The following is a 15,781-nucleotide window of genomic DNA, read 5'->3' on the forward strand; positions in this document are numbered from 1 at the left end:
CGCACACCCACCCTTCCCCGCAATCGGCTATCGTGCCCACCTCACCCCCTGCGACTCCCCATGGACCCGTCCGCCACCACCGACCTCTCCTCCCGCCGCGGCGCTGCGCTGGTGTTGATCTACATCACGGTGGTGCTGGACATGCTGGGTTTCGGCATCGTCATTCCGGTGCTGCCGCATCTGGTGGAACAGCTCGCCGGTGGCGGTATCGCCAATGCGGCGTGGTGGGTGGGCGTATTCAGTACGGTGTTCGCGGCGGTGCAGTTCGCGTTTTCGCCGGTGCAGGGCGCCTTGTCCGATCGTTTTGGGCGGCGACCGGTGATCCTCATTTCCAATGCCGGCCTGGCTATCAATTTTGTGCTGCTGGCGCTGGCGCCCACGCTGTGGCTGCTGTTCGTGGCGCGCGTGCTGCTGGGCATGACGGCCGCCAGCTTTACCACGGCCAACGCGTATATCGCCGACATCACGCCCAAGGAAAAGCGCGCCGCGGCCTTCGGCATCCTAGGCAGCGCGTTCGGGCTGGGTTTCATCATCGGACCGGGCGTGGGCGGTTTTCTCGGCCACTACGATTTGCGCCTGCCATTCTGGGTGGCCGCTGGGCTGGCGGCCTGCAATTTCCTCTATGGCTTGTTCGTGTTGCCCGAGTCGCTGCCCAAGGAACGGCGCACGCCGCGCTTTGAGCTGCACACGGCGCATCCGCTGGGTTCGCTGGCGCTGTTGCGGCGTTATCCGCTGGCGCTGGGCCTGGCGGTGGTGATGTTCCTGGTGTATCTGGCGCACTACGTGCTGCAGACCACGTTTGTGCTGTATGCCGATTACCGCTATGGCTGGGGCACGCAGGCGGTGGGTTATGTGTTGATGCTGGTCGGCGCCTGCGATGGCCTGGTGCAGGCCGTGCTGACACGGCGCCTGGCGCCACGGCTGGGTGAGCGTCGCCTGATGCTGAGCGGCATGTTGTGCGGCATCGGCGCGTTCGTGGTGATGGGCCTGGCCGACAGCGGCGCGGTGTTCTTGCTGGGTATTCCGTTGATGGCGCTATGGGGCTTGTCCGGACCGCCGATTCAGTCGCTGATGACGCATCAGGTGGACCCGTCCGAACAGGGCCGCTTGCAGGGCGCGATCAGCAGCCTGTCGAGCTTTGCCGGCATCTTCGGGCCCTACCTGTTCGCCCAGGTGTTTTCGTACTCGATCTCGCCCAACGCTCCACTGCACCTGCCCGGGCTGGCCTTTGTGCTGTCGGCGATCTTGCTGGCGATAGGCACGGTGATCGCGGTGCGCGTGACGAGGCGCGCGCATGATCTTGCGCAAGGTGATGCCATCGTCGCCAAGCCGGTTGAACATGCTTCGATCGCCACCATCACACCCTCTTCCAACCCCGATTCCCCGGAGCAAACCCCATGACCTTGTCGATGTATCAGGCTTCCGTTCCCGTGTTCCTGCGTGCCCTGCACAACCTGCAGCATGTGCTGCGCAAAGGCGAAGAACACGCGCATGCACGCAAGTACGAACCCTCGTTGTTGCTGCAGGCGCGCCTCACCGCGGACATGCTGCCGCTGACCCGCCAGGTGCAGATCGCCACCGATATGGCGAAGAACGGCTGCGCCCGCCTGGCCGGCGTGGACCCGCTCAAGTTCGAGGACAACGAAACCAGCTTCGCCGAGCTGCATGCGCGCGTCGAGCGCGCCATCGAGTACATCAAGGGCTTCAAGGCTGACCAGATCGATGGCAGCGAGACGCGTGCCGTCACCATCAAGACGCGCAGCGGCGAGCAGCAGTTCGAAGGCCAGGGCTACCTGCTGCATTTCGTGCTACCCAACCTGTTCTTCCACTGCACCACGGCCTACGCGATCCTGCGCGAGGCTGGCGCGGAACTGGGCAAGACGGATTTCATCGGCAAGCCTTGATCGCGCGGCTCGCTCCGTCATCCGATAGCCACCGGAAGACGGGGCGTTCCGATACAGCGGGGCAAGCTGAACCGTGCACGCGCCGGCCTTGATAGCCCGGCGCGGTGCACCCACGTCGGGAACTCGACCCGCCGGAGCACCGCCCATGACAGCACCCGCCACGCTCAAGATCGACTTTGTTTCCGACGTGGTGTGCCCGTGGTGCGCCATCGGCCTGAAGTCGCTGGAGCAGGCGCTGGAGCAGGTGAGCGATGAGGTGACGGTGGAACTGCATTTCCAGCCGTTCGAGCTGAACCCGGACATGGCGCCGGAAGGCGAAGATGCGGTGGAGCATCTGCAGCGCAAGTACGGCAGTACGCCGGAACAGATCGCTGCCAATCAGGCGGCGATTCGCGAGCGTGGCGCCGACGTGGGCTTCACCTTCAACATGGATCGCCGCAAGCGTGTGGTGAATACCTTCGACGCTCATCGGCTGCTGCACTGGGCGGCCCTGCAGGGCCGCCAGACCGAGCTGAAACAGGCGCTGCTGGCTGCGTATTTCACCGATGGCCGCGACGTGAGCGCGCGCGGCGTGCTGGTGGACGTGGCCGGCGAGACGGGCTTGGACCCGGTGGAAGCCGGCCATGTGCTGGACGAGGGCCGCTACGGCCAGGATGTTCGCGCGCAGGAGCAATTCTTCCGGTCGCAGGGCATCCAGGCGGTGCCGTCGGTGATCGTGAACGGGCGTTACCTGATCCAGGGTGGGCAGCCGCCGGAAGTCTTCGCACAGAGCCTGCGCCGCATCGCCGCCGGGGACTGAGCGGCCCGGCGGCGCCGGGACGTGCGAAAATACGGGGCTATTACCGTCCGAACGCTCCGTCACGCATGCTGCGACTCACCGATATCAAGCTTCCGCTGGACCACCCCGAGGGTGCGATCGAGGCCGCCGCGCGCGCCAAGCTCGGCCTGGGCACGGATGCACTGCACCGGGTCACGGTGTTCCGGCGCGGCCATGATGCGCGCAAGCGTGGCCATATCCAGCTGATCTACACGCTGGACGTGGAGGTAGCCGATGAGGCCGGCGTACTCAAGCGCCACGCCAACGACAAGCATGTGCAGCCCACGCCCGACACGGGCTACCACTTCGTGGCGCGGGCGCCGGAAGGCCTCGCCCAGCGTCCCATCGTGATCGGCCTGGGGCCGTGCGGCCTGTTCGCCGGCCTGCTGCTGGCGCAGATGGGTTACCGACCGATCATCCTCGATCGCGGCAAGGCCGTGCGCGAGCGCACCGTGGATACCTGGGGCCTGTGGCGCAAGCGCCAGCTGGAGCCGGAATCCAACGTGCAGTTCGGCGAGGGCGGCGCGGGCACCTTTTCGGACGGCAAGCTTTACAGCCAGATCTCCGATCCCAAGCACCACGGCCGCAAGGTGCTCACCGAGTTCGTCGAGGCCGGCGCGCCGGAGGAAATTCTCTACGTGAGCAAGCCGCACATCGGCACCTTCCGCCTGGTGACGATGGTGGAGAACATGCGCGCGACCATCGAGTCGCTGGGCGGCGAGATCCGCTTCCAGCAGCGCGTGGATGACGTGCTGGTCGACACCGACGCCGCAGGCAACCGCCAGCTGCGCGGCGTGGTACTCACCAGCGGCGAGCAACTGCTCAGCGAGCATGTCGTGCTGGCCGTGGGCCACAGCGCGCGGGATACCTTTTTCATGCTGCACGAACGCGGCGTCTACATGGAACCCAAGCCGTTCTCCATTGGCTTTCGCGTGGAGCACCCGCAGTCCATCATCGACCGTGCGCGCTTCGGCCCGCAGGCTGGCCACCCGATCCTGGGCGCGGCCGACTACAAGCTGGTGCATCACTGCAGCGGCGACCACCAAGGCAAGGGACGCTCGGTGTACAGCTTCTGCATGTGCCCAGGCGGCACCGTGGTGGCGGCAACCTCCGAGCCCGAGCGCGTGGTCACCAACGGCATGAGCCAGTACTCACGCAACGAACGCAACGCCAATGCAGCCATCGTGGTGGGCATTGATCCCAAGGATTTCGCCGCGTTCGACGACAGCGGCAGCCCGCTGGCCGGCATCGCCTTGCAGCGTGACCTGGAGTCGCGCGCCTATGCCTTGGGCGGACGCAACTACAGCGCTCCGGGCCAATTGGTGGGCGACTTCCTGGCCGGCAAGCCCTCCACCGAATTCGGTCAGGTGCAGCCGTCGTACAAGCCGGGCGTGCATCTGACCGATCTGGCGACGGTGCTGCCCGAATACGCCATCGACGCCATCCGCGAGGCGTTACCCGCGTTCGAGCGCCAGATCAAGGGCTTCGCCATGCACGACGCCGTGCTTACCGGCGTGGAAACGCGCACCTCCTCACCGGTGCGCATCCGCCGCGGCGAGGACTACCAGAGCCTCAATACCCGCGGCCTTTATCCGGCCGGCGAAGGCGCCGGCTATGCCGGCGGCATCCTCTCGGCCGCCGTGGACGGCATCCGCGTGGCCGAGGCGGTGGCGTTGTCGATCAACGCCACCAAGTAAGACCTTACCTACGCAAGCGCATGGAAAAGTTGCCCGCAATGGGCGACTTCGGCTGACTTGCGCGCCCTTTCATGACCTACGACCTAATTGCCGCATCGTGAGCATTACGTCAGTTTCATGTAAGCAATTTGTGATCGAATCGTAACTTCTTGCTGTTTCCCCAACGGCAAGCACCCCTGCCGACGACTGTCCCCACAGAGTGACGTTGCTAGACGTCGGCTCCCCGTAACTTTATGCCCCGTAAAGGGAGACGGCTGCATGAACAACACCGCTTACACCCGCAAACTGCTCGCATTCGCCTGTCTGGCCGCCATCGCTGGCCAAGCCGCAGCGCAAGATGCTGCGAACAATCAGGCTGCTGACGCCAGCAATGCGGCCAAGCTGGAAACGGTCACGGTCACCGGTACCCGCATTTCCAACCCGAATGTGATCTCGCCCACTCCGGTGAGCGTGCTGACCGCCGCGGACATCAAGGCCACCGGCGCCGTGAACGTCGGCGACCTGATGACCACCATGCCGCAGCTGTCCACCAGCTACACCATGGGCAACTCCACGCAATCGATCGGCACCGCCGGCATCGCCCGCCAGGACCTGCGCAACCTCGGCACCAACCGTACCCTGGTGCTGGTCAACGGCCGCCGCTTCGTTGGCGCCACGGCAGGCAACACTGCGGTTGACGTGAACCTGATCCCGGCCGACTGGATCGAGCGCGTGGAAATCATCACCGGCGGCGCCTCGGCCGTGTACGGTGCCGACGCCGTTACCGGCGTGGTCAACTTCATCCTCAAGAAGAACTACCAGGGCGCCAACCTGCACGCGCAGTACGGCACCTCCGAGCACGGTGGCTTCGACAAGAAGCTGATCTCGCTCACCGGCGGGCTGAACTTCGCCGACAACCGTGGCAACGTCGCCGTGTCGGTTGAGCATAGCGACCAGGATTCGCTGGAATTCAGCGACCGCTTCGGTCATGAGTCCTACACCACCATCAAGACGCCGAACGGCCCGACCGATGCCGCGCTGTTCGGCAACGCCGGCAGCTACACCATCACCGAGGGCGGCACCTTCTCCTTCGGCAAGGCGGCGGACATCAACAAGCGCTATGTGTTCGACTCGAACGGCAGCGTGCGCAAGCAGCGCTTCGGCGGCCTGTACGACGACACCGGCCGCTGCACCGACTGCGACCGCGTGGACCTCAACCAGGTCAGCCAGTTGCAGCCGCGCTACGGCCGCACCAGCATCAGTTCGGTGGCCAGCTTCGACATCACGCCGGAGCACCGCCTGTACGCCGAAGGCACCTACAGCCACGTCGACGTGAAGAAGTTCGGCCAGCCGGCTTTCGGCAGCGGCGCGTCGGCCTACAAGATCACCGCCGACAACGCCTACATCACGCCGGAACTCGCCGCGCTGATGAAGGCCAACGGCGCCAACAGCATCACCGTCGGTCGCTTTGACGTGGACGCCGGCCGTCGTGGCGAAGACACCGCCCGCGATACCAGCCGCGTCGTGCTCGGCGCCAACGGCGTGATCACCGGCGACTGGCAGTACGACGCCTCGGTGACCTACGGCGTGACGGACGAGACCCGCCACAACTTCAACAACCGCATCAAGGATCGCTTCTTCGCCTCGATCGACGCGGTGAAGGACTCCAAGGGCAACATCGTCTGCCGTTCCTCGCTGAACCCCAAGGCGATCAACGCGAACACCGGCAAGGTGCTCAACCCGATCGCCCTGGGCGGTGGCTGCGTGCCCACCAGCATCTTCGGCAACGGTGCGATCAATCCGGCGGCGGCGCAGTGGTTCAACACCACCACCACCACCTCCTCGCGCCTCACCCAGTTCGTGGGCGGCGGCTCGGTGACCAACAACAACCTGTTCGATATGCCGTTCGAGGCAGGTTCGGCCAGCATGGCCGCCGGCGTGGAATTCCGTCGCGAATCCAGCCGCCAGGTGACCGACCCGCTGGACGCGGCCGGCCTCACCTTCCTCAACGCTATCCCGCCGTCGAGCGGCGCCTATGACGTGAAGGAAGGCTACATCGAGACCGCGCTGCCGCTGATCACCGGCAAGCCGTTCGTGCAGAACCTCACCTTCGACGCCGCCGCACGTTTCTCCGACTACTCCACCATCGGCCACACCAAGGCGTGGCGCTGGGGCCTGGACTGGTCGATCGTCGATGACCTGCGCCTGCGCGGCACCATGTCCTCCGCCGTGCGCGCGCCGAACATCGGTGAGCTGTACAGCGGCCAGCGCGAGAACTTCTTCTCGGTGACCGACCCGTGCTCGGCCAACCAGATCAAGAACGGCCCGAACCCGTCCGTGCGCCAGGCCAACTGCCTTGCCCTCGGCGTGCCGCAGGGCTGGACCTCGACCAACGGCTCGACCATTCGCGGCGTGTCCGGCAGCAACCCGAACCTGCAGCCGGAACAGGGTCGCACCTGGACCGCCGGCTTCGTGTTCACGCCCAGCTTCCTCACCGGCTTCGGCCTCACGGTGGACTACTGGAACATCAAGCTGACCAACGCGGTGAGCGCCCCCACCGGCCAGGACGTGGTCAACCACTGCGTGGATGCCACCACTGGCGTCAACAACGTGTACTGCCAGAACGCCACGCGTGACGGCAGCTCCAACGAGTTGAACTACATCCGCACGATCAACCAGAACATCTCCTCGCTCAGCACCTCGGGCATCGACATCGGCGCGTACTACTCGCATCCGCTGTTCGGCGGCAAGATGAACTGGGCGGTGGATGCCACCCGCGTGATCGGCTTCACCGAGCACCCGTTCCAGGACGATCCGGCCAACACCGTGCAGGACAACGGCACGTTGGGCTTCCCGGAATGGAAGGCGGTGCTGCGCGCCACCTACAGCCGCGAGAACTGGGCATTCAACTGGAATGCACGTTACTTCTCCTCGATGCTGCGCGTGAGCAACGAGAGCTACCGCTCCAACCCGAAGCAGACCATGCCGATCACTGCCGGCTCGGGCTTCTTCAACGACGTCCGTGCCAGCTACGTGTTCCCCAACAGCGGCTGGCAGGCTTATGTGGGCGTGACCAACGTGTTCGACCGCGATCCGCCGGTGAACCTGTTCGGCACCACCTTCGGCTCGGCGCTGTACGACGCCATCGGCCGCGCCTACTACGCGGGCTTCAACTACAACTTCTGACCTGGGTGGCAGCCCAGGGACTTGGGGCGAAAGGGCCGGCTTGCCGGTCCTTTCATCAGGAAGGGAATGGGGCCGGCCTTTGCCGGCCCTTTTTCTTGGGCGGGGCCGGGGCCGGCAGGCGCCGGTCCGGCATGCGAGAATGACCGGCCGACGCGAACTGACGCGCCCGACCTGCCCCGATGCTGACCGACACCACCAAAGACGCGATCCGCGCCGCCTATACGCGCCTCAAAGACGGCTTGCCCGGCTTTCGCGCCCGCGCGTCGCAGGGAAAGATGATCGCCGAGGTGGCCAAGGCGCTGGCGCAGGAAGGCGGCGCCGCCGTGATCGAGGCGCCTACCGGCACCGGCAAATCCATGGCCTATCTCATCGCGGGCGTGGAGGTAGCGCGCGCGCAGAAGAAGAAGCTGCTTATCGCCACCGCCACCGTGGCGCTGCAGGAGCAGCTGGTCCAGCGCGATATCCCGCTTTATCTCAAGCTCAATGGCCGTGAGGCCAAGGTGGCGTTGGCCAAGGGTCGCGGTCGCTACCTATGCCCGCGCAACCTCGCCATGGCCAGCAATAGCCTGAATGAGACGGCACAGATGGGCCTGGGCTTCGACGCCGACCTAGCGCTATGGAGCAAGCCCCCGCAGGAACGCGACAAGAAGGCGCTCTCCAAGCTGGCCGGCCTGTACGACCGTGGCGAATGGGATGGCGATATCGACGCCGCGCCGGAACCCATCAGCGACGTGCTGCGCCCGATGATCACCACCAGCGCGGGCGGCTGCACCGGACGCAAGTGCGCGCAGTTCATGAACTGCCCTTTCTTCGCCGCGCGCCGCGCCGTGGGCGACGCCGAAATCATCGTCGCCAACCAGGATCTGGTGCTGGCCGACCTGACCATGCCGCGCGAAGAAGACGGCTTTGGCGGCGTGATCCTGCCCAAGCCCGACGAAACCCTGTACATCTTCGACGAAGGCCACCACGTTCCATCCAAGGCGATCGACCGTGGCGCGGCCGACGTCTATCTGAACGCCGCCGCGCGCCAGTTGAGCCGCCTGGGTCGCCAGATCCACGCCGCCTACTCGCTTACCGACAAAGAGGTGATCGGCAAGCTGCCGCTCGATGTCGGCGACCAGAAACTGCAGGAACTCAGCAACGCGCTGGAAGAACTGGAAAAGGAAATCCGGCTCGGCTGGCTGCCGTCGCCCGATGACGACGAGCCGATGTATCGCGGCTCGCTCGGCCAGCTGCCCGAGGCCTGGGTGGAGCACGCGCGCGTACTCTACGTATTCACCGCCGAAGTGGAACGCTGGATCGCCGCGGTGCGCCGCGCCGTGCTCGAAATGACCGAAAGCGGCCCCACCCACGAAGCGCTGTCGCGCGAACTGGGCATTGCACTGGAACGCATCGACCGCCAGCTGCGCACATGGCGCGCGTGGTCCACCAGCGATGGCGAGAACGCGCCGCCACTGGCGCGCTGGGTTACGCTGAGCAACGACCAGCAGCTGGTATGCCACGCCTCCTCGGTGTCGGCCGGCGGGCTGCTGCGCAGTGTGCTGTGGGGCAACGCCAGCGGTGTGGTGATGACCTCGGCCACGCTCAGCGCAGGCGGCAATTTCCGCGGCTTCGCCGACGCCGTGGGCCTGCCCGACGACGCGGTGACGCTCAGCCTGCCCTCACCGTTCGACCTCGCCACGCAGGCGCGGCTGGAAGTGCCCGCCATGCGCGCGCTGCCCGATGCGCGCGAAGAACACGTACTCGAAATCTGCGACTGGCTGGCCGAGCATCTGGATTGGGACGCCGGCAACCTGGTGCTGTTCACCTCGCGCGCCAAGCTCGATCGCGTGCTCCAGAAGCTGCCCATCGACAAGGTGCGCAAGGTGCGCGCGCAGGGCTCGCTGGGCAAGGCGCAACTGGTCGCCGAACACATTGCAGACGTGGAAGCCGGCAAGGGCAGCACGCTGTTCGGGCTGGCCTCGTTCGGCGAAGGCCTGGACCTGCCCGGCAAGCTATGCGAAACCGTGGTGATTACCCAGCTGCCCTTCGCCGTACCCACCGACCCGGTTGGCGCCACCTATGCGGAATGGCTGGAATCGCGCGGACGCAATCCCTTTATCGAAGTGACCGTGCCTGAAGCCACGCGCGTACTGACGCAGTATTGCGGCCGCCTGATCCGCACGGAAACCGACCGTGGCCGCATCGTGCTGCTGGATCGCCGCGTGGTGCTCAAGCGCTATGGCGAACGTATGCTGCGCGCGCTGCCCCCATTTACCCGCGTCATCGAGAAAGTGGCATGAGTTTGCGCATCATCCGTTCCGCCGACACGCAGACCCAACCGTGGAAAAACGGCCTGGGCACCACGCGCGAGATCGCGCGCTTCCCGCGCGCATCCACCAGCGACGACTTCGTCTGGCGCGTAAGCGTGGCGGAAGTGAACAGCGCCGCGCCGTTCTCGCTGTTCCCCGGCATCGACCGCAGCATCGCCCTGCTGGAAGGCGACGGCTTCACCATGACGCTGGACGGTGACCGCCAGCATGCACTTACCACGCCTTATGTGCCGTTCGCGTTTGCCGGTGAAGCGCGGGTTGACGTGGTCATGGCCGGCGGCGCCACCCGCGACTTCAACCTGATGGTGCGTCGCGCCTCCGCGCAGGGCACCGTGGCGGTGTACGACACGGCAGGCAGCCATGTCGCGCCCGAGGACGCCGTGTTGCTTTATGTGGCGCGCGGCGCCGCGCACACCACGGATGGCGAACTGCAGGCCGGCGATGCGTGGCTGCCGGATACCGCGCCGTTTCATCTGGCGCCCGGCGCATTGGCCCTGCTGGTTCGCGTGCACCTTCACGCCTGACCATCGCGGCCGCATGGCGACCACAAGCCAGCCTGTAACAGGCCTGTCTATAATCCGGAGCACTGCCACCACCCCCGGTTGAACCCATGTTCTGGCTTGTCGCTGGTCTGGTGTTGTTTCTGGGCGCCCATTCGGTGCGCATCGTCGCCAGCGACTGGCGCGACCGGCAGCTTACGCGGCTGGGCGACACGCGCTGGAAGGCGCTGTATTCGCTGATCTCCATCGCCGGTTTCGTGCTGATCGTGTGGGGCTTCGGGCAAGCGCGCCTGCAACCGGTACTGCTCTACGTACCGCCGCTGTGGCTGCGCCACCTCAATGCATTGTTCACCTTGCTGGCCTTTATCCTGGTGGCGGCGGCTTACGTGCCCCATAACCATGTCAAGGCAAAGCTCGGTCACCCCATGCTGGCCGGTGTGAAGACCTGGGCGTTTGGCCATCTGCTTGCCACCGGCATGCTGCACGATGTGGTGCTGTTCGGCGGCTTTCTGCTCTGGGCCGTGGTGGATTTCGTCAGCGCGCGGCGGCGCGATCGGGCCGCCGGGGTGGTCTATCCCGCCGGAGCAGTCCGCGGCGACCTCATCACCGTGCTGGCCGGCGCCGTGGCCTGGGCGGTATTTGCCTTCTGGTTGCACGGCTGGCTGATCGGCGTGAAGCCGATGGGGTGACATCAGTCATCGTCGCGCCCGCCCTGCCGCTGCGTTAGAGTGGCGCCGTTAACCCCCCGAGGATCGGCCCATGGCTGCCTTCCTGCTTTGGCTGTTGCTGCTGGTGTTCTGCTGGCCGCTCGCGCTGCTGGCGCTGGTGCTTTACCCCATCGTATGGCTGCTCACGCTGCCGTTCCGGCTGGTGGGCATCACCGTGGGCGCCGTGTTCGCCCTGCTGGGCGCGATGCTGATGCTGCCGGCGCGCGTATTACGCGGCAAACCCGCTTAAGTGGACAAGCCCAGCGCGCCCGCGTGCGAGCGCAATCGCGACCCCATTCTCGACGTACTGCGCACCCATCTGGCCGATCGCCGCCAGGTACTGGAGATCGGCAGCGGCACCGGCCAGCATGCCGTGCACTTTGCCGCCGCCCTGCCGCACCTCAGCTGGCAATGTTCCGACCGGGTGGAGAACTTGCCGGGCATCGGCCTGTGGCTGGACGAAGCAGGATTGCCCAATACGCCCCCTCCCATCCCGTTGGACGTCAGCGGAACGTGGCCGCCGCATCGCTACGATGCCGTGTTCAGCGCCAATACCCTGCACATCATGAGCTGGGACGAAGTGGAGCAATTGTTCGATCACCTGGCCGAGGTCACCACCGAAGACGCCAGGCTGCTGATCTACGGCCCCTTCAACTACGGCGGACGCTACAGCAGCGACAGCAACGCCGCGTTCGACCAGTGGTTGCAGGCGCGCGGCACGCATATGCGCATCCGCGATGCCGAGGCCATTGACGCGCTGGCCGAAGTGGCCGGCTTCGACCTGATCGACGATATCGCCATGCCGGCCAATAACCGCACACGGGTGTGGCAGCGAGTGCGCTAGGCGCGACGGTTGGCATTTGCCCGGGAAGGCGTCAGGATGCGCGTTATGGCGCCTCTTCTCCGCGCTCATCCCATCATGCGACCCTACGTGCAAGCCATCGATACGCTCACCCCCTGCCCTTGCGGCAACAATGCCGGCTACGCCCATTGCTGCGGCCCGCTGCACGAGGGCGGCATAGCGACCACGGCCGAGCAACTGATGCGTTCGCGTTACAGCGCCTATGTGCTCAAGCGCGAGGATTATCTGCTTGCCACCTGGCATGCCAGCACGCGCCCCGCCCACCTCAAGCTCTCCGCGCAACAGCCGGCCCCCACTTGGCTGGGGCTCACCGTGAAGCGTCATGAAAGCGAAGACGACCAGGCGACGGTGGAGTTCATCGCCCGACTGCGCTACGGCGGCGGCAAGGCGCAGCGCATGCAGGAAATCAGTCACTTCGTGCGCGAGCAGGGGCGCTGGTTCTACGTGGACGGCGAGTTCATCGAACCCTGAGGCGCCTGCCGCAACGCTGCGAGCACCTAGATGCTCGCGCCAAACGGCAGCGCGGTTTCGCCCAGCTCCTTTCCGAACGGACCAAAGCGCCGCTCCACCACCACGCCGCGTCCTTGATGGTCCACGGCGACCACGGTGCTCGCTCGCGTACCGTAATGCTCGCCGCGAATGAATGCCGAGGACAGCCAGCGCTCGCGCTCCAGACCTATCCCGGTATCCGGCAGCTGGTCGTCGGGGTAGACACGCGGGTCGGCCAGCGCCGCAAACAGCGGCGCGAATTCATCGTCCTGGCCGGCATCCAGCCACGCCTGCACATGCGCCATCAAGGCGCGCGTCTTGGGCCAGGGCGTGTTGAAGTCGGCATTGGACAGGCCATGCACGCCCGGTGTAATCGCCTGTCCGCGCGCGTCCGGCCGGTTGCCCAGATAGAAGCCATGCCGCGCATCGAAGGTGAGCAGGTTGAACGGTCGGTAGTCCGCGGCCGTGCGCAGCAACGCTTGGGCATGCGCGTTGGCGTCGGCCTCACCGGCAAGGTAGTCCAGCGCCAGCAGGCCACGCGAGCGTCCCAGCTGCGGGTCGCGCGGATCGCGCACATTGGTGACCACACTGCAGCGTCCGCTGTCGGTCACGCCCAGCCAGGTGCCGCCAGCCTCCAGATCCTTGCCCGCGATGATCGCCGGCTGCTGCCAACGCGCCAACTCCGCACTGGGTCGCGCATGGAACTCATCGCGATTGCCCGCCAGCAGCAGGCGCCAACGGGGGTGCACATTCCATGCGAAAGCGATCAGACACATCGCTGCATTGTCGGCCAGTTCACGTGCAGGTGCCAGCGCGGGCGCGCATGACTCAAGCGGCGCGTTGCGCGCGCAGCGGTACCGACGTGGCCCAGCGCGCGGCAACCTTGGGCGAGGTCAGGCACACCGCTTCGTCGGTGCGCGTGGTGACGGCGCGTTCCAATAGCTGGATATCCGCCTCATGCTGGCGCGCCACGTGCGGATCTTCAAAGAAGATCACGCGCTGGCAGCGACGCTCCAACACCAGATCGGCAATTTGCGCATCGCCACCCATCGGGCCACTCTGGTAACGCGCCACCCACGGCTGATCCTTCGGCCAGCCGCGACTCCAGGCCAGTTCGTTGAGGCGCTGGCCAGTGGTGCCGGTGCCTACGCGATGCGCGAAACGCGACAGCACATCGAAATACTCATCGGCGAACGCCAACATCTGAGGCTTCATCGCATCGTGCGCGATCAAGGCCACGGTGTGACTTTGCAGATCGTGAAACACATTCGCACCCGGGTCTGGCGCAAAGCCGGCGTGGATGCGCTCGAACTCCACCCAATCGCGCGCCGATGCCACCGTGGACACGAACGGCTTGCCGTGAATCACGCACTGCCGCTTGAGCGCCACGGCTTCGGGGAAGATGGACGAAGGGTCGACCGGATCGATCAGGTACACCGCGCCATCGAGCGTACGCTCGTCGCCCAACCCCACCACTTCGGCCACCAGCTTCATCAGGCCGCCCTCGCGGCCATAGGGGTAGCGACGCAGGCCAGGGTATTCCTCCAGATGACCTACGCGACGGATCGCATCGTAGGTACGCCCCACCGCGTGCAGGCCCAGACCCAGCTCGCGTATGCCCGCCTCGCTGGCACGCAGCCAGCGGAACAGCGCGGCATCGGCATGCGCATGGTGAAGTTGATTGGCGGCAAGACCCAGACGCATGCGTAGATTTCCCTTAAAAGTCGAGCAGGCCACCACCAACGTGAGCCCAAGACAGGCGACGCACGACCCCCAGGCCAGCAGCACGGACGGCCTGACCTCGTTTGAGGGCTATTGGAGTGGCACGAAGGATTCTACCTACAACGCCTTCCGCGACAATGACAAACTCAGGCGCACCACGCGTACTCGCGCCTGTGCACAGGGCGTAGCATGCATATGCCTCGCCGTGCGCTGGCCTGTACCCGCAGCCGCCGTCGCGCCTGCGTCGTGCCATGGCGTCATCGGCTTGCCTTACGCGACGCATGGCGATTGCGTGACTTTTCGCGCCCGGGAGCACGGGTGAACATGCATTCACTTTCATTCAGCAGGCAGCACGCGATGGCTGATTCACCCCGCACGTCCCCTCGCGCCAAAGTCGCGGCCGTGTTCCGCGTCACGGCGGGCAACTTCCTTGAGCAGTTCGACTTCTTCCTGTTCGGCATCTACGCCAAGCAGATCGCCTCGGTGTTCTTTCCCTCGGACAACGAGTACGCCTCGCTGATGCTCACCTTTGCCACGTTCGGCATCGGTTTTCTCATGCGTCCCCTCGGTGCCATCGTGCTCGGCTCGTACATCGACCGGGTCGGGCGTCGCCAAGGCCTTATCGTCACGCTGGCGATCATGGCCAGCGGCACCTTGCTGATCGCCTTCGTGCCCGGCTACGCCACCATCGGCATCCTGGCGCCCATCGTGGTGATGATTGGTCGCCTGCTGCAGGGCTTTTCCGCGGGCGCCGAGCTGGGTGGCGTGTCGGTGTACCTGGCCGAGATGGCCACGCCCGGTCGCAAGGGCTTCTATACGAGCTGGCAGTCCGCCAGCCAGCAGGTGTCGGTGATCGTCGCGGCGATGTTGGGCTTCGCGCTCAATTCATGGCTGAGTACCACGCAGATCGCCGCCTGGGGCTGGCGTATTCCGTTCCTGATCGGCTGACTGATCGTGCCGATGATCTTCCTGCTGCGGCGCAATCTGCAGGAAACGGAAGAGTACGCACGCCGCCAGCATCGCCCGAGCATGGGCGAGGTAATGTCCACGCTGGGGCACCACTGGGGCGCCGTGCTCGGCGGCATGCTGCTGGTCGCCATGACCACCACCAGCTTCTACCTGATTACCGTCTACACCCCGACCTTTGGCACCACCCTGGGGCTCAGCACCACCGATAGCCTGTTGGTGACCCTGTGCGTGGCCGCGTCCAACTTCTTCTGGCTACCCATCGGCGGCGCGCTTTCGGATCGCATCGGCCGCATGCCCGTGCTGCTGGCGATGACGGGGCTGAACGTGGCCACGGCCTATCCGGCACTGTGGATGCTCGCCCAGAATCCCAGCTTCACCAGCATGCTGCTCGTCTTGCTGTGGTTCTCCTTCATGTACGGCATGTACAACGGCGCCATGCTGGCGGCCCTGACCGAGTTGATGCCGGCCGCGGTACGCGTGGCGGGCTTCTCGCTGGCGTATAGCCTGGCCACGGCGGTGTTTGGCGGCTTTACCGCCAATATCGCCACATGGCTGATCCATACCACCGGCGACAAGGCCTCGCCCGGTTACTGGATGTCGTTCGCGGCGGCCTGCGCGTTCAGCGCCACCCTGGTGC

The 15,781-nt window shown here is 65.6% G+C and carries 13 protein-coding genes and 1 pseudogene; 12 read left to right on the forward strand and 2 right to left on the reverse strand.

Annotation, left to right across the window (positions count from 1 at the left end; genetic code table 11):
* Positions 1 to 60 precede the first annotated feature (60 nt).
* From JHD67_RS13875 to JHD67_RS13925, 11 genes are all read left to right on the forward strand, one after another.
* A complete protein-coding gene (locus JHD67_RS13875) occupies positions 61 to 1,401 on the forward strand; it encodes a TCR/Tet family MFS transporter (protein WP_199099857.1) in 1,341 nt (446 codons plus the stop codon).
* Positions 1,398 to 1,904, forward strand: coding sequence for a DUF1993 domain-containing protein (locus JHD67_RS13880; protein WP_199099858.1), 507 nt, complete (start codon positions 1,398 to 1,400; stop codon positions 1,902 to 1,904). The genes JHD67_RS13875 and JHD67_RS13880 overlap by 4 nt, the downstream gene beginning before the upstream one ends.
* A 145-nt stretch (positions 1,905 to 2,049) precedes the next feature.
* Complete coding sequence (locus JHD67_RS13885) at positions 2,050 to 2,703, forward strand: DsbA family oxidoreductase (RefSeq protein WP_199099859.1); 654 nt, start codon at positions 2,050 to 2,052, stop codon at positions 2,701 to 2,703.
* Positions 2,704 to 2,768: 65 nt separating this feature from the next.
* Positions 2,769 to 4,418 (forward strand): NAD(P)/FAD-dependent oxidoreductase, encoded by a 1,650-nt coding sequence (locus JHD67_RS13890; protein ID WP_199099860.1) that lies wholly within the window; start codon positions 2,769 to 2,771, stop codon positions 4,416 to 4,418.
* Positions 4,419 to 4,676: 258 nt separating this feature from the next.
* On the forward strand, positions 4,677 to 7,583 hold the full coding sequence (locus JHD67_RS13895) for a TonB-dependent receptor (RefSeq protein ID WP_199099861.1): 2,907 nt from the start codon (positions 4,677 to 4,679) through the stop codon (positions 7,581 to 7,583).
* A gap of 179 nt (positions 7,584 to 7,762) precedes the next feature.
* On the forward strand, positions 7,763 to 9,865 hold the full coding sequence (dinG, locus tag JHD67_RS13900; RefSeq protein WP_199099862.1) for an ATP-dependent DNA helicase DinG: 2,103 nt from the start codon (positions 7,763 to 7,765) through the stop codon (positions 9,863 to 9,865).
* Positions 9,862 to 10,419 carry a HutD family protein gene (locus JHD67_RS13905; protein WP_199099863.1) on the forward strand — a complete coding sequence of 186 codons (558 nt, stop codon included), beginning with the start codon at positions 9,862 to 9,864 and terminating at the stop codon, positions 10,417 to 10,419. Before dinG ends, JHD67_RS13905 begins: the two co-directional genes overlap by 4 nt.
* Positions 10,420 to 10,505: 86 nt before the next feature.
* Positions 10,506 to 11,084, forward strand: a complete 579-nt coding sequence (locus JHD67_RS13910) for an NnrU family protein (RefSeq protein ID WP_199099864.1) — start codon at positions 10,506 to 10,508, stop codon at positions 11,082 to 11,084.
* 70 nt (positions 11,085 to 11,154) lie between these two features.
* A complete protein-coding gene (locus JHD67_RS13915) occupies positions 11,155 to 11,352 on the forward strand; it encodes a hypothetical protein (protein ID WP_199099865.1) in 198 nt (65 codons plus the stop codon).
* Positions 11,353 to 11,946: a DUF938 domain-containing protein gene (locus JHD67_RS13920; protein ID WP_199099866.1), complete on the forward strand. Its 594-nt coding sequence runs from the start codon at positions 11,353 to 11,355 to the stop codon at positions 11,944 to 11,946.
* 75 nt (positions 11,947 to 12,021) lie between these two features.
* Positions 12,022 to 12,435: a YchJ family metal-binding protein gene (locus tag JHD67_RS13925; protein WP_199099869.1), complete on the forward strand. Its 414-nt coding sequence runs from the start codon at positions 12,022 to 12,024 to the stop codon at positions 12,433 to 12,435.
* Between the two features lie 26 nt (positions 12,436 to 12,461).
* On the opposite strand, the gene JHD67_RS13930 is transcribed toward JHD67_RS13925, so the two are convergent.
* Both JHD67_RS13930 and JHD67_RS13935 read right to left on the reverse strand, forming a co-directional pair.
* Positions 12,462 to 13,229 (reverse strand): NRDE family protein, encoded by a 768-nt coding sequence (locus JHD67_RS13930; protein WP_199099867.1) that lies wholly within the window; start codon positions 13,227 to 13,229, stop codon positions 12,462 to 12,464.
* Positions 13,230 to 13,281: 52 nt separating this feature from the next.
* A complete protein-coding gene (locus tag JHD67_RS13935) occupies positions 13,282 to 14,157 on the reverse strand; it encodes a methylglyoxal synthase (RefSeq protein WP_199099868.1) in 876 nt (291 codons plus the stop codon).
* A gap of 375 nt (positions 14,158 to 14,532) precedes the next feature.
* On the opposite strand from JHD67_RS13935, the pseudogene JHD67_RS13940 reads away from it, so the two are divergent.
* Positions 14,533 to 15,781 (forward strand): annotated as a pseudogene (locus JHD67_RS13940) (MFS transporter); the annotation flags it as partial.

It is taken from the genome of Dyella sp. ASV21 (assembly GCF_016428975.1).
Taxonomy (GTDB): Bacteria; Pseudomonadota; Gammaproteobacteria; order Xanthomonadales; family Rhodanobacteraceae; genus Dyella.

What these genes read in the sequence shown, in the direction of transcription:
- JHD67_RS13875 (WP_199099857.1), top strand. Translation starts at nt 61, where the DNA reads ATGGACCCGTCCGCCACCACCGACCTCTCCTCCCGCCGCGGCGCTGCG.
- JHD67_RS13880 (WP_199099858.1), top strand. Translation starts at nt 1,398, where the DNA reads ATGACCTTGTCGATGTATCAGGCTTCCGTTCCCGTGTTCCTGCGTGCC.
- JHD67_RS13885 (WP_199099859.1), top strand. Translation starts at nt 2,050, where the DNA reads ATGACAGCACCCGCCACGCTCAAGATCGACTTTGTTTCCGACGTGGTG.
- JHD67_RS13890 (WP_199099860.1), top strand. Translation starts at nt 2,769, where the DNA reads ATGCTGCGACTCACCGATATCAAGCTTCCGCTGGACCACCCCGAGGGT.
- JHD67_RS13895 (WP_199099861.1), top strand. Translation starts at nt 4,677, where the DNA reads ATGAACAACACCGCTTACACCCGCAAACTGCTCGCATTCGCCTGTCTG.
- dinG (WP_199099862.1), top strand. Translation starts at nt 7,763, where the DNA reads ATGCTGACCGACACCACCAAAGACGCGATCCGCGCCGCCTATACGCGC.
- JHD67_RS13905 (WP_199099863.1), top strand. Translation starts at nt 9,862, where the DNA reads ATGAGTTTGCGCATCATCCGTTCCGCCGACACGCAGACCCAACCGTGG.
- JHD67_RS13910 (WP_199099864.1), top strand. Translation starts at nt 10,506, where the DNA reads ATGTTCTGGCTTGTCGCTGGTCTGGTGTTGTTTCTGGGCGCCCATTCG.
- JHD67_RS13915 (WP_199099865.1), top strand. Translation starts at nt 11,155, where the DNA reads ATGGCTGCCTTCCTGCTTTGGCTGTTGCTGCTGGTGTTCTGCTGGCCG.
- JHD67_RS13925 (WP_199099869.1), top strand. Translation starts at nt 12,022, where the DNA reads ATGCGACCCTACGTGCAAGCCATCGATACGCTCACCCCCTGCCCTTGC.
- JHD67_RS13930 (WP_199099867.1), bottom strand. Translation starts at nt 13,229, where the DNA reads ATGTGTCTGATCGCTTTCGCATGGAATGTGCACCCCCGTTGGCGCCTG.
- JHD67_RS13935 (WP_199099868.1), bottom strand. Translation starts at nt 14,157, where the DNA reads ATGCGTCTGGGTCTTGCCGCCAATCAACTTCACCATGCGCATGCCGAT.